The organism is Streptomyces sp. NPDC059092 (genome assembly GCF_042756365.1).
Taxonomy (GTDB): domain Bacteria; phylum Actinomycetota; class Actinomycetes; order Streptomycetales; family Streptomycetaceae; genus Streptomyces.
In genome coordinates, this window is sequence record NZ_JBHZEJ010000016.1 from 83,858 (window position 1) to 96,256 (window position 12,399).

At 71.1% G+C, this 12,399-nt stretch carries 14 protein-coding genes; 2 read left to right on the top strand and 12 right to left on the bottom strand.

The features are described 5' to 3' along the window. Window positions 1-64: 64 nt before the first annotated feature. The 7 genes from ACFXPL_RS12725 to ACFXPL_RS12755 form a co-directional block, all read right to left on the bottom strand. Window positions 65-853 (bottom strand): DUF3159 domain-containing protein, encoded by a 789-nt coding sequence (locus tag ACFXPL_RS12725; protein WP_384916900.1) that lies wholly within the window; start codon window positions 851-853, stop codon window positions 65-67. Between the two features lie 3 nt (window positions 854-856). Next, window positions 857-1,243: an OB-fold nucleic acid binding domain-containing protein gene (locus ACFXPL_RS12730; protein WP_384916903.1), complete on the bottom strand. Its 387-nt coding sequence runs from the start codon at window positions 1,241-1,243 to the stop codon at window positions 857-859. Between the two features lie 69 nt (window positions 1,244-1,312). Then, the gene (locus ACFXPL_RS12735) at window positions 1,313-2,002 is read right to left on the bottom strand and encodes a response regulator (RefSeq protein ID WP_365819145.1); all 690 of its coding nucleotides are present in this window, start codon (window positions 2,000-2,002) and stop codon (window positions 1,313-1,315) included. A 26-nt stretch (window positions 2,003-2,028) separates the two neighbouring features. Beyond that, window positions 2,029-4,572, bottom strand: a complete 2,544-nt coding sequence (locus ACFXPL_RS12740; protein WP_384916907.1) for an ATP-binding protein — start codon at window positions 4,570-4,572, stop codon at window positions 2,029-2,031. A 247-nt stretch (window positions 4,573-4,819) separates the two neighbouring features. Beyond that, a complete protein-coding gene (locus ACFXPL_RS12745; RefSeq protein WP_384916910.1) occupies window positions 4,820-5,611 on the bottom strand; it encodes a DUF3710 domain-containing protein in 792 nt (263 codons plus the stop codon). 1 nt (window position 5,612) lies between these two features. Beyond that, complete coding sequence (dut, locus tag ACFXPL_RS12750) at window positions 5,613-6,155, bottom strand: dUTP diphosphatase (protein WP_384916913.1); 543 nt, start codon at window positions 6,153-6,155, stop codon at window positions 5,613-5,615. After that, complete coding sequence (locus ACFXPL_RS12755; protein ID WP_384916916.1) at window positions 6,152-6,772, bottom strand: PaaI family thioesterase; 621 nt, start codon at window positions 6,770-6,772, stop codon at window positions 6,152-6,154. Before ACFXPL_RS12755 ends, dut begins: the two co-directional genes overlap by 4 nt. A gap of 58 nt (window positions 6,773-6,830) precedes the next feature. Here ACFXPL_RS12755 and ACFXPL_RS12760 point away from each other — a divergent pair, with 58 nt between their 5' ends. Beyond that, window positions 6,831-7,289: a DUF3093 domain-containing protein gene (locus ACFXPL_RS12760; protein WP_384916919.1), complete on the top strand. Its 459-nt coding sequence runs from the start codon at window positions 6,831-6,833 to the stop codon at window positions 7,287-7,289. A 76-nt stretch (window positions 7,290-7,365) separates the two neighbouring features. Here the strand turns inward: ACFXPL_RS12760 and ACFXPL_RS12765 are convergent, their stop codons facing one another. From ACFXPL_RS12765 to ACFXPL_RS12780, 4 genes are all read right to left on the bottom strand, one after another. Beyond that, the gene (locus ACFXPL_RS12765) at window positions 7,366-8,292 is read right to left on the bottom strand and encodes a hypothetical protein (protein WP_384916922.1); all 927 of its coding nucleotides are present in this window, start codon (window positions 8,290-8,292) and stop codon (window positions 7,366-7,368) included. A 13-nt stretch (window positions 8,293-8,305) separates the two neighbouring features. Then, a complete protein-coding gene (locus ACFXPL_RS12770) occupies window positions 8,306-8,602 on the bottom strand; it encodes a DUF4193 domain-containing protein (RefSeq protein WP_030350183.1) in 297 nt (98 codons plus the stop codon). Between the two features lie 406 nt (window positions 8,603-9,008). Beyond that, the gene (locus ACFXPL_RS12775) at window positions 9,009-10,241 is read right to left on the bottom strand and encodes a sensor histidine kinase (RefSeq protein ID WP_384916925.1); all 1,233 of its coding nucleotides are present in this window, start codon (window positions 10,239-10,241) and stop codon (window positions 9,009-9,011) included. 4 nt (window positions 10,242-10,245) lie between these two features. Continuing rightward, window positions 10,246-10,899, bottom strand: a complete 654-nt coding sequence (locus ACFXPL_RS12780) for a response regulator transcription factor (RefSeq protein ID WP_384916928.1) — start codon at window positions 10,897-10,899, stop codon at window positions 10,246-10,248. A gap of 335 nt (window positions 10,900-11,234) precedes the next feature. Between ACFXPL_RS12780 and ACFXPL_RS12785 the strand changes: the two genes are divergently transcribed. Beyond that, on the top strand, window positions 11,235-11,408 hold the full coding sequence (locus ACFXPL_RS12785) for a hypothetical protein (protein WP_384916931.1): 174 nt from the start codon (window positions 11,235-11,237) through the stop codon (window positions 11,406-11,408). 184 nt (window positions 11,409-11,592) lie between these two features. Here the strand turns inward: ACFXPL_RS12785 and ACFXPL_RS12790 are convergent, their stop codons facing one another. After that, a complete protein-coding gene (locus ACFXPL_RS12790; RefSeq protein WP_384916934.1) occupies window positions 11,593-12,393 on the bottom strand; it encodes an inositol monophosphatase family protein in 801 nt (266 codons plus the stop codon). Window positions 12,394-12,399 lie beyond the last annotated feature (6 nt).

Genomic DNA, 12,399 nt, shown 5'->3' on the forward strand with positions numbered 1-12,399 from the left:
GCCGGTCGCTTACGCGTGCCGCCGCCGGTCGCCTACGCCGGCCGCCGCCGGTTCCGTGCGCGAGCTATCGCCGGTGCCGGGCCGGGCCCCGGTCCCCGGTCACCGCGGCTGCCGCCGCCGCGCGCTCCTTCTCGGCCTGCTCCTCCGCCTCCATCTCGGCGAAGACGTCGATCGGCGCGGGCGCCTTCGCGAGGAAGACCCACGTCAGATAGACCGCCAGCAGGAACGGCGGGATCTTGAGCGAGATCAGCACCCAGCCGAGCTGCGCGGTGTCCGCCCACCAGTAGAGCGGGAAGAGGATCGCGCACTTGGCGAGCAGGATCAGCCCCCAGGCCCAACTGGCCTTGGCGTACGCCTTCTTGCGGCCGGGGTTGCGGGTGCGCCAGGAGAGGTTCTCCTTGAAGACCGGGCCCAGGATGAGGCCGATCAGCGGCACGCCCGCCAGCGTGGTGATGATGTAGGCGAGTGCCAGCCCCAGCGTGTAGAGCATGCCGGGGAGGTAGAAGTCCTTGGCGTTGCCGGTCATCATCGCGAAGACGACACCGAAGGCGACACCGAACACCCCGCTGAAGGCGTGCTTGACGGTGTCCCGGCGGATCAGCCGTACCACCACCAGCAGCAGCGAGACGGCGAGCGCCGCGATCGCCGAGGTGTGCAGGTCCTTGTTGACGGTGAAGATCGTGACGAAGAGCAGGCCGGGGAGGACCGTCTCCACCATGCCGCGCACGCCGCCGAACGCCTCGAAGAGCGCCGCCTCCGTGACGGCTTTCGCATCACCGTCCGGGCCGGGCGACGCGGCTGAGGACGGTGTGGGGGAAACGGTCGGGGCGGTGGGCTTGTCGGGTGACGTCACCGGCTACTCCTGTCCGAGCGGTCGGAGTTCGTATGTGGGATTGAACAGCACCCGCCGGCCGTGGCTCAGGGAGATCCGGCCGGAGGCGATCAGCTTGCGGCCCGGTTCGATGCCCACGATGGAGCGCCGGCCCAGCCACACCACGTCCAGCGGCGCGGTGCCGTCGAACAGCTCCGCCTCCAGCGCGGGCACACCGGCCCGGGGTCGCAGGGTGACCGTCCGCAACGTACCAGCCACCCGGACGATCTGGCGGTCGTCGCACTCGGAGATACGGGTGCAACCGGACGCCTGGGCGTCGTCGCGCAGCTCCTCCGACTCCAGATCCTCCTGGGAGCTGGAGAGCCGGTCGAGCATCCGGCGGAAGCGGCCGGTCGGCTTCTCAGCACTCATGTCTGAAGGGTACCGGGGTACGGGTGCGACAGGAGAACGCAACGACGCGACCGGGCCACGGGAATCGGATCACCGTTCGAAGCGGTAGCCCATACCCGGCTCCGTGACGAAGTGCCGGGGGTGCGAGGGGTCCGTCTCCAGCTTCCGCCGGAGCTGGGCCATGTAGACCCGCAGGTAGTTGGTCTCCGTGCCGTACGAGGGGCCCCAGACCTCCTGGAGGAGCTGTTTCTGGCTGACCAGCCGGCCCGTGTTCCGTACCAGGACCTCCAGCAGGTGCCATTCGGTCGGGGTGAGCCGTACGTCGCGGCCCTCGCGGTGGACCTTCTTCGCCGCCAGGTCGACGGTGAACCCCGCCGTCTCGACCACCGCGACGGTCTCGTCGCCGTCCCCGCCGAGCGGTTCGGCGCGGCGAACGGCGGCGCGCAGCCGGGCCAGCAACTCGTCCATGCCGAAGGGCTTGGTGACGTAGTCGTCGGCGCCCGCGTCCAGCGCCTCGACCTTCTCGTCGGAGGTGTGGCGCGCGGAGAGCACCAGGATCGGGACGCGCGTCCAGCCCCGCAGGCCCTTGATCACCTCGACGCCGTCCATGTCCGGCAGCCCGAGGTCGAGCACGACCACGTCGGGGTGGCGGGCCGCCGCCAGTTCCAGCGCGGTCGTGCCGTCGGAGGCCGCGTCCACCTCGTACTTGCGTGCCCTCAGATTGATCACGAGGGCCCGTACGATCTGTGGCTCGTCGTCGACCACGAGCACCCGGGTCATAGAGGTCCGCCTTTCTGCTGTCCCGGTCATGAGCCGACGCGGGCGGGAGGTTCGGTGCGCGCCGGTACGGGGCCGGCCGCAGCGGAGAGGGTGAGCACCATGGTCAGGCCGCCGCCGGGGGTGTCCTCGGCGGCGAGCGTGCCGCCCATCGCGTCCACGAAGCCGCGGGCGACGGCGAGCCCGAGGCCGACTCCGGCGCCGCGCGGGGCGTCCCCGTGGCGCTGGAAGGGTTCGAAGATACGTTCCTTGGCGTCCTCGGGGACGCCGGGGCCTCGGTCCACCACCCGTACCTCGACCCGGGCGCCGAGCGCGCTGGCGGCGACGGTGACGCGCCGCCCCTCGGGGCTGTACTTGACGGCGTTCTCGACGATGTTGGCCACCGCGCGCTCCAGCAGCCCGGGGTCGACGGCCACCATGGGCAGCGACTCGGGGATGTCCAGTTCCACGCTGTTCTCCGGTACGCCGCCGAGCGCCATCGGGACGACCTCGTCCAGGTCGATCTCGCGCATCAGCGGTGCGACGGTGCCGGTCTGGAGCCGGGACATGTCGAGGAGGTTGCCCACGAGGTGGTCGAGGCGGTCGGCGCCGTGCTCGATGCCCTCCAGCAGCTCCGCCTGGTCTTCCTCGGACCACTCCACGTCGTCCGAGCGGAGCGAGGAGACCGCGGCCTTGATGCCGGCCAGCGGGGTGCGCAGGTCGTGGCTGACGGCCGCGAGCAGGGCGGTACGGATGCGGTTGCCCTCGGCGAGCGCGCGGGCCTGCTCGGCCTCGCCGACCAGGCGCTGGCGGTCGAGTACGACGGCGGCCTGCGCGGCGAACGCGGCGAGCACCCGGCGGTCCTCGGCGGGCAGCACCCGCCCGGAGAGCGCCAGCGCCATGTGGTCCCCGACCGGCATGTCCACGTCGGCGGACTCGGGACGGTCGACGGGCTGGGGGCCCACGCTGCCCGCCCGGGTCCACGGATCGACGTCGCTCTTGCGTTCGAGCAGCGCCACGGACTCCATGGCGAAGGTCTCGCGGACCCGCTCCAGCAGGGCGTCCAGGGCCGTCTCCCCGCGCAGCACGCTGCCCGCGAGGAAGGACAGGATCTCGGACTCGGCGCGCAGCCGGGAGGCCGTATGGGTACGGCGGGCCGCCAGGTCCACCACGGAGGCCACCGCCACGGCCACCGCGAAGAAGATCACGATGGCGACCAGGTTCTTCGGGTCCTGGATGGTCAGGTTGTGGGTGGGCGGCGTGAAGTAGAAGTTGAGCAGCATCGACCCCACGGCGGCCGAGGCGAGCGCCGGCCTCAACCCGCCGAGCAGGGCGGCCAGGACGGTCAGGAAGAGGAAGAGCAGGACGTCGTTGGCGAGCCCGAGGGTGTTGTTCAGCGCCGTCAGCAGCACCGCCAGCAGGACCGGCGCGACGACCCCGGCCAGCCAGCCCCAGATGAGCCGGGAGCGGCCGAGCCGCGCGCCCCGCGCGCCGGGCAGCCCGCGCCCCTTGGCGGCCTCCTCGTGCGTGACGATGTGCACGTCCAGGTCGGGCCCCGACTCCCGCGCCACGGTGGCGCCCACACCGGGGCCGAAGATGTACTGCCAGGTCTTGCGGCGGCTGGAGCCCAGCACGATCTGGGTGGCGTTGACGCCACGCGCGAACTCCAGCAGCGCGGAGGGGATGTCGTCGCCGATCACATGGTGGAAGGTGCCGCCCAGGTCCTCGACCAGGGTGCGCTGGACCGCCAGTTCCTTGGGCGAGGCGGCCGTGAGGCCGTCGCTGCGGGCTATGTAGACGGCGAGGATCTCGCTGCCCGACCCCTTGGCGGCCATGCGGGCGGCGCGGCGGATGAGCGTACGGCCCTCGGGGCCGCCGGTGAGGCCGACGACGATCCGCTCGCGGGCCTGCCAGGTGGTACGGATGTTGTGCTCGCCGCGGTACTGCTGGAGGTATTCGTCCACCCGGTCCGCGACCCAGAGCAGCGCCAGTTCGCGCAGCGCGGTGAGGTTGCCGGGGCGGAAGTAGTGGGAGAGCGCGGCGTCGACCTTGTCGGGCTTGTAGACGTTGCCGTGGGCCATCCTGCGGCGCAGCGCCTGGGGCGACATGTCGACCAGTTCGATCTGGTCGGCGCGCCGGACCATCTCGTCGGGGACGGTCTCGCGCTGCCGTACCCCGGTTATCGACTCGACGACGTCACCGAGCGATTCCAGGTGCTGGATGTTGACGGTGGAGACGACCTCGATGCCGGCCTTGAGCAGTTCCTCGACGTCCTGCCAGCGCTTGGCGTTGCGGGAGCCGGGCACGTTGGTGTGGGCCAGTTCGTCCACCAGCGCGACGGCGGGGCGGCGCTCCAGGACGGCGTCGACGTCCATCTCGGTGAAGACGGTGCCGCGGTACTCCAGTTCGCGCCGCCCGACCGCTTCCAGGCCGTGCAGCATCACTTCCGTACGCGGCCGGTCGTGGTGCTCGACGAACGCGACGACACAGTCCGTGCCCCGCTCCACCCGGCGGTGCGCCTCGGAGAGCATCGCGTACGTCTTGCCGACGCCCGGTGCCGCGCCCAGGTAGATACGTAGCTTGCCGCGTCCCATGGCCCCATTGTCTTCCAGAAGGGCCGGCGTGCCCGACCTGCCGACCGTCCTGACGAAACTACCGCCGGTGACGACGCGCACGGTCACCGCGCGGGGGTCCGGGGGCCGGTTTTGACACGATTCTGACGGCGGGGGCGGGAGGCGACGGCGTACGGCGGGGGCGCGGGGCCTGCGGCGATCTCCCCCGGTCACGCGGATGGGCCGCACCCCGCCCGGGGTACGGCCCATCCGACGCGCGTAACGGGTGTCAGCGCACCTCGGTGATCTCGGGACCGCGCTGGAGCTGGCCCATGCCGCCGGAGAAGCGGGAACTCTCCTGGTCCTCCTGCTGGACGCCCTCGGCGACCATCTGCGCGTCGTCCGGGAGCTTGAGGACGATCGGGTCGCGGGGGGCCATCGGGCCCTCCCCGCGGACGACGACCGTGTCGCGGAAGATCTGCTCCAGCAGCCCCGCGGCCTCGGGCTGCACCGCGCCCTGCCCGGAGATCACCCCGCGCAGGAACCAGCGCGGCCCGTCGACCCCGATGAAGCGCACGAGCTGTACGCCTCCGGTGCCGTCCGGGAGCTGTACGGGGACCTGCGCGCGCAGCTCCCAGCCCAGCGGGCCCTCGACCTCGTCGATGATGCCGCCCTGCTGGGTGATGCCCGTGGCGATCTCCTCGCGGACCTCGCCCCAGATGCCCTCCTTCTTGGGCGCGGCGAAGGCCTGGAGCTGTACGGCGCTGTCGCGCACGACGACCGTGGCGGCGACGATCGCGTCACCGGCGACCTCTACGCGCAGCTCCATGCCCTCGACCGCGGGGACGAAGATGCCCCCGAGATCCACCCGGCCCTCCTCGGGCCTGGAGACCTCGGAGATGTCCCAGGGTCCGTCGGGCCTGGGCGCCGGCGGAAGGTTCGCACGGCGGGGCGCGGGCGCCGCCTCCGTGTCGTCGGCGTCCCCGGCGTCCTCGCCGGCCTCGTCGACGAACTGCTCGGTCTCGCCCGCTGTCCCCGCCTCGTCCTCGGCGGAATCACTTTTCTTGCGACGTCCGAACACGTCAATGTCCTTCCCGGTCGGATACGACCGAAGCGTATCGATTCCCACCCTGTACCCCGCCGCCCACGGCGGCATGACCGCCGGTGGACCCGAAGCCCCCCTCGGCCCGTGCAGAACCGGGAAGCTCCGCCACCTCGTGGAAGCGCACCTTCTCGACCTGCTGGACGATGAGCTGGGCAATCCGGTCGAACCGCTCGAACCGCACGCTCTCGCGGGGGTCCAGATTGACCACGATCACTTTGATCTCCCCACGGTACCCGGCATCCACCGTCCCGGGGGCATTCACCAGCGCGACCCCGCAGCGGGCGGCGAGCCCGGAGCGCGGGTGCACGAAGGCCGCGTAACCGTCGGGCAGGGCGACGGAGACACCGGTCGGCAGCACGGCGCGCTCGCCGGGGGCCAGCTCGGCGGCCTCCGTGGTGACCAGATCGGCCCCCGCGTCGCCGGGGTGCGCGTACGAGGGCAGCGGGACCTCCGGGTCGACGCGGCGGATCAGTACGTCCACGGGGCGGCCGGGGCCGCCGGACGCGGGGCTGGGGGTCATGGGTTCACCTCGAAGGCGCGGGCGCGCCTGACCTGGTCCGGATCGGCCATCGCCGCCCGGATCTCCTCCTGACGGCCGTGGTCGACGAAATGATCGACCTCGACCTCGATGAACAGAGCGTCCGCACGGACGGCGACGGGCCCCTCGGGACCGCCCAGTCTGCCCGTGGCGGTGGAGTAGATCTTCCGTCCGTGCACCGCGGTGACCTCGGCCTCCAGATGCAGCGACGCGCCGACGGGCACCGGCCGCGCGTACTCGGTCTGGAGCCGGCCGGTGACGGCGATGGTCCGCAGCAGCCAGCTCAGCGAGCCCAGCGTCTCGTCCAGCGCCGTGGCGAGGACCCCGCCGTGCGCGAGGCCCGGCGCGCCCTGGTGGGCGGTTCTGACGGTGAACTCGGCGGTGACGCGTACGCCCTCGCCCGCGCGCGCGCGAAGCTGAAGTCCGTGCGGCTGCCCCTCACCGCAGCCGAAGCACTGGTCGTAGTGCGCCCCGAGCAGCTCGCCGGGGGCGGGCGCTTCCGGGTGCCGTACCGGCGGTACGGCACCGGCGGGGGGCGTCAGGGACCCGGGCTCCGCGCGGGGTGCGGGGGGCGTCCCCGGGGACGGCACGTTACTCACAGGCGCAGACCTTACCCGCGCGGTAGCCCGCGGGCCGCACCGTGCCAAGCTTGGCCCCATGGAGCCTTCCCCCACGCCTTATGACGAACGCCTGACCGCGCCCCCTTCCTGGTGGGGTATCGCCGCTCTCCTCGCCGTGGCGGGTGGGCTGATGACGCTGCCGATGGGCACGCTGCCGATGCTCGGTGGCGTGCTCGTGGCCGGCGCGCTCGCGGCGGCCGGGGTCAGCGGTTACGGCTCCGCGCGGATCCGGGTGGTGGCGGACTCGCTGGTCGCGGGCGACGCGCGGATCCCCGTGGCGGCGCTCGGCGCGGCCGAGGTGCTGGATCCGGAGGAGGCCCGGGCCTGGCGGCTGGAGAAGGCCGATCCGCGCGCCTTCATGCTGCTGCGCAGCTATGTGCCGACGGCGCTGCGCGTGGAGATCACGGATCCGGACGACCCGACGCCGTACGTCTACCTCTCGACGAGGACCCCGCAGGCGCTGGCGGCGGCGCTGGACGCGGTACGTAGGGGCTGAGACGCGCCCGGCGGCCCAGGGGCGCTCCCCAGGGCCGCGGAGGGGCCGGGGCGGCCCTGACGGCTTCCGCGGCCTTCTAGCCCAGCTCCTCGGGCAGCCCCGGAGGCAGCTTGTCCGGCCGCTCCAGGGGCGGCAGGGCGGGCAGCGCGTCCCAGGGCACCTGGCGGGTCCGCAGGTCCTTGCGGACGTGTTCGGCGACCTTCTTGGTGTCCCGCCTGTTCATCAGGGCGCCCACGGCGGCCCCGATCATGAAGGGGACCAGGTTCGGCAGGCTGCGGACCATGCGCTTGGTGATCTGGTGGCGCAGCTCGCGCTTCATGGGGCCGCTGAGCGCCCCGTTGAAGGTCGACGGTTTGGTGATGTCGACGCCGCGCTCCTGGGTCCAGGACGTCAGATAGGCGGCGCTGCGCTCCCTGAGCGTGCCGGGCGGACGCTGTCCGTAGACCTCGTGCAGCTCCGCGATGAGCTTCAGTTCGATCGCGGCGACGGCGGTGATCTCGGCGGCCAGTTCGGCCGGCATCGCGGGTGGTACGGGCATCATCGCGGCGGCGCCGACGCCCGCCCCGACGGTGGAGCTGCTGTTCGCGGCGCCCGCGACCAGCTTGTCGGCCAGCTCCTCGGGGCCGAGGCCCGGGAACTGCGTACGCAGGGTCGTGAGGTCGCGTACCGGGATCCGGGGTGCGTTCTCGATGATCCGGTCGGCCACGAACGTGAGGGCCGCCCTGGCCCCGTCACTCCCCTTGCGCACGCCCCGTTTCACGCTGTCCAGGCGCCGGCCCCCGGTCGTGGGGCCGCCGTGGTCCTCCCGGACGGCTTCGAGCGAGGCCGGCCGGCCCCGCTCGTCCTCGTGCTCGTGCGCGCCGTGCTGGGGCAGCCGGGCGGAGTGCTCGGCAGCGGGCTGATCGCCTTCTGCCGGGCCTGAGCCGCCCTGATACGTATCCGGTGCCTCCGGGGCGCCCTTGCGCCGGAAGCGCCGTTTCCGGAACGGTGTGTCGCCTGCCACGGCCTGTCGGACCTCAGTCGCAGTCGCGGCAGATGGGCTGACCGTTCTTCTCCCGGGCGAGCTGGGAGCGGTGGTGCACGAGGAAGCAGCTCATGCACGTGAACTCGTCGGCCTGCCGCGGCAGGACCCGGACGGACAGCTCCTCGTTGGAGAGATCCGCGCCGGGCAGTTCCAGGCCCTCGGCCTGCTCGAACTCGTCGACGTCGACCGCTGAGGTCGACTTGTCGTTCCGACGGGCCTTCAGTTCCTCAAGGCTGTCCTGATCGACGTCGTCATCGGTCTTGCGTGGGGTGTCGTAATCCGTTGCCATGTCGTCGCTCTCCCCCTCTGGGTGTCTGTGGTGTCTCAGCGCACGTAACGCGTGAGAGGCCGGACTTGTGCCCGACCTGAGGCGGAGATTTTGCCTCACATCAAGGTCTGTTACTCAATCGACACCCAACCGGACTCCTGAGGAGTGATCGGCTTCGGGTGGCGAGGGGGACCGTACACGGTCCCTCTTTCCTGCCGCACGGGCGCCACCCCGTGTACTTCCCGTGATCACGACCCCCGGAAACCCGGACTTTACCGGCTTTCCGATGAAGGCTTGATCACACAGAGTCGATGGGCGGGAATTCGTCCCTGTGATCGATCACACAAGGATCCACCGAAAACCCACCCTGGAAATTCCGCGCAAAGCGAACAAAATAATCCGCTGCGTGAATACCGAGCGCAGTCTCTCAGATCGGGAGAGTGACACGCATCACCAGTCCACCCCCCTCACGCGGCTCCGCGAAGATCCGTCCGCCGTGGGCGCGGGCGACCGAGCGGGCGATCGACAGGCCGAGGCCCACCCCCTTGTCGCTGCCGGTCCGCTCCGTACGCAGGCGCCGGAACGGCTCGAAGAGGTTGTCGATCTCGTACGCGGGCACCACGGGCCCCGTGTTCGACACCACCAGGACCGCCTGGCCCTGCTGGAGCTCCGTGCTGACCTCCACCCAGCCGTCCTCCTGGATGTTGTACCGCACGGCGTTCTGCACCAGGTTCAGGGCGATCCGCTCCAGCAGGACGCCGTTGCCCTGGACGACCGCGGGAACGCACTCCGAGCGGATCTCCACACCCTTCGCCTCCGCCTCGGAGAACGCCTGGTCCACGGCGCGGGTGGCGACCTCCGCGAGGTCGACCGGTTTGCGCTCCACGAGCTGGTTGTCGCTGCGGGCGAGCAGCAGCAGCCCCTCCACCAGTTGCTCGCTGCGCTCGTTGGTCGCCAGAAGGGTCTTTCCGAGCTGCTGGAGCTCCACGGGAGCCCCCGGATCGGAGAGGTGGACCTCCAGGAGGGTCCGGTTGATCGCGAGCGGCGTACGGAGCTCGTGCGACGCGTTCGCGACGAAGCGCTGCTGCGCGGTGAAGGCGCGCTCCAGCCGCTCCAGCATCTCGTCGAAGGTGTCGGCCAGCTCCTTCAGCTCGTCGTCAGGGCCGTCCAGCTCGATCCGGCGCGCGAGGTCGGTGCCGACCACGCGGCGCGCGGTACGGGTGATCCGGCCCAGCGGCGACAGCACCCGGCCGGCCATCGCGTAACCGAAGGCGAACGCGATGACGCTCAGCCCGACCAGCGCGAAGAGCGAGCGGCTGAGCAGATCGTCGAGTGCCTGCTGACGCTGGTGGTTGACGCAGGCGTTCATCGCGGTGTTGAACTGGTCGGGCGGCGCCTGGTCGGGGAAGTTGCAGGAATCGCTGCGTACCTTGCCGCTCACGATCTGGAACGGCAGCTCACTGCCGACGTGCAGGGCCTGCGCGGCCAGCAGGTAGATGATCGAGAGCAGCAGGATGCCCGCGATCAGGAACATCCCGCCGTAGAGCAGCGTCAGGCGTATGCGGATGGTGGGGCGGACCCAGGGGAGCGACTGGTCGGGCTTTCTCGGGTCCCAGGTCGGCTTCGGAGGCGCCGTGGGCGGCGCCGGGGTGGTGGCCACGACATCAGATCCGGTAGCCGGAGCCGGGCACCGTGACGATCACGGGTGGCTCACCGAGCTTGCGCCGCAGGGTCATCACCGTGACGCGGACGACATTGGTGAACGGGTCGGTGTTCTCGTCCCACGCCTTCTCCAGAAGCTGCTCGGCCGAGACCACCGCGCCCTCGCTGCGCATCAGGACCTCCAGGACCGCGAACTCCTTGGGCGCGAGCTGGATCTCCTTGCCGTCGCGGAAGACCTCGCGGCGGTTGGGGTCGAGCTTGATCCCGGAGCGCTCCAGGACGGGCGGCAGCGGCACCGTCGTACGCCGTCCCAGCGCCCTGACCCGGGCGGTCAGCTCGGTGAACGCGAAGGGCTTGGGCAGATAGTCGTCCGCACCCAGCTCCAAGCCTTCGACCCGGTCGCTGACGTCGCCCGAGGCGGTCAGCATCAGGACCCGGGTGGGCATCCCCAGCTCGACGATCCTGCGGCAGACGTCGTCACCGTGCACGACGGGGAGGTCACGGTCGAGCACCACCACGTCGTAGTCGTTGACCCCGATCCGCTCCAGGGCCGCCGCACCGTCGTACACGACGTCGACGGCCATGGCCTCCCGGCGCAGTCCGGTGGCCACCGCATCGGCGAGCAGTTGCTCGTCCTCGACGACGAGTACACGCACGTCGTTTTTCCTTCCTCTGGGCCCGTCTTCCGTGATCAGGGCAGGTTGAAGCACTCGTTGTGCGGGCCCATCCTGCCTGTATCGGCCATAAACCGGCGGTAAGACGATGCCAGGTGACCAGGCACGTCCGGGACGGCGCCGGATTCGTCGGCTCAGGAAGGTTTCTCGGAGACGGAGCCTGGGGAAGACGACTTCACACCCGAGATCACGCCCTGTTTGTGGCATGCCACACCCTTATCTGCCCACCGGATAACTGTCCTCCAGAAGACAGTGGGCGCCTGATCTTCCCGCCGTCGGCACACCCCCGTGCCACTGACCCACGACGAGGGGGCGCAATGGACGCGTTCACCGCCGGGCTTCTCCAGCGCATAAAGGCCACGGAAACAGATCTCACCCGGGCACGTGAGACGGGTGACGACTTCCTCGCGGATGTCGAACAGGAAGAGCTGGACGACCTGCATCGGCTCGCCGCCGAGCACGGTGTGGAGGTCGGCGCCGCCAGCGTCTGACCCGATACATCACAGTCGTACAGACAAAGTCGTACAGACATACGAAATATCAGAGCCGCAAACGACCTGCTGAGAAGGACCCCGGCACCGAGGGGACGGTGCCGGGGTCCTTCCTTGTGCCGTGGCCCGTGTGCCGTGGCGCCACGGCTCTCACGTGTGCCGCGCCGGTCGTGCGGGCGCCGGGTCAGTCGTGCCAGGCTCCGTACCCCTCCAGCAGCTCCTGGAGGGGCTCGAAGACGCCCGGCGAGGCCGCCACGGTCAGATCGAATCCGGGGCCCGTACCGGGGCGGCCACCCGTACGGGCGCCCGCCTCACGGGCGATGAGATCACCGGCCGCGAGGTCCCAGGGGTGCAGCCCCCGCTCGTAGTAGCCGTCCAGCCGGCCGGCCGCCACGTCGCAGAGGTCGATGGCCGCCGAGCCGCCGCGCCGGATGTCCCGCAATTGCGGGATCAGCCGCTGGGCGACCTCCGCCTGATGGGCGCGGACGGTGGTGACGTAGTTGAAGCCGGTGGAGACCAGGGCCTGCTCCAGCGGAGGCGCGGGGCGGCAGCGCAGCGGGCGGTCCCCCAGGAAGGCGCCGCCACCGAGCACGGCGCGGAAGGTCTCGCGGCGCATCGGGGCCTCGACGACGCCCACCAGCGTCTCCCCGTCGCGCTCGGCGGCGATGGAGACGGCCCAGGTGGGGAGCCCGTAGAGGTAGTTGACGGTGCCGTCCAGCGGGTCGATGACCCAGCGGACGCCGCTGCTGCCCGCCGTGCTGGCGCCCTCCTCGCCGAGGAAGCCGTCGTCGGGGCGGTGCTCCGCGAGATAGCCGGTGATCAGCTTCTCCGCGGCGATGTCCATCTCGGTGACGACATCGATGGGGCTGGACTTCGTGGCGGCGACGGCCAGGTCGTCGGGGCGTCCGTCGCGCAGCAGCGCGCCGGCCCGGCGGGCCGCCTCCAGGGCGAGCGCGAGCAGTTCACCGGTGAGGGCGTCGGTCACAGCGGG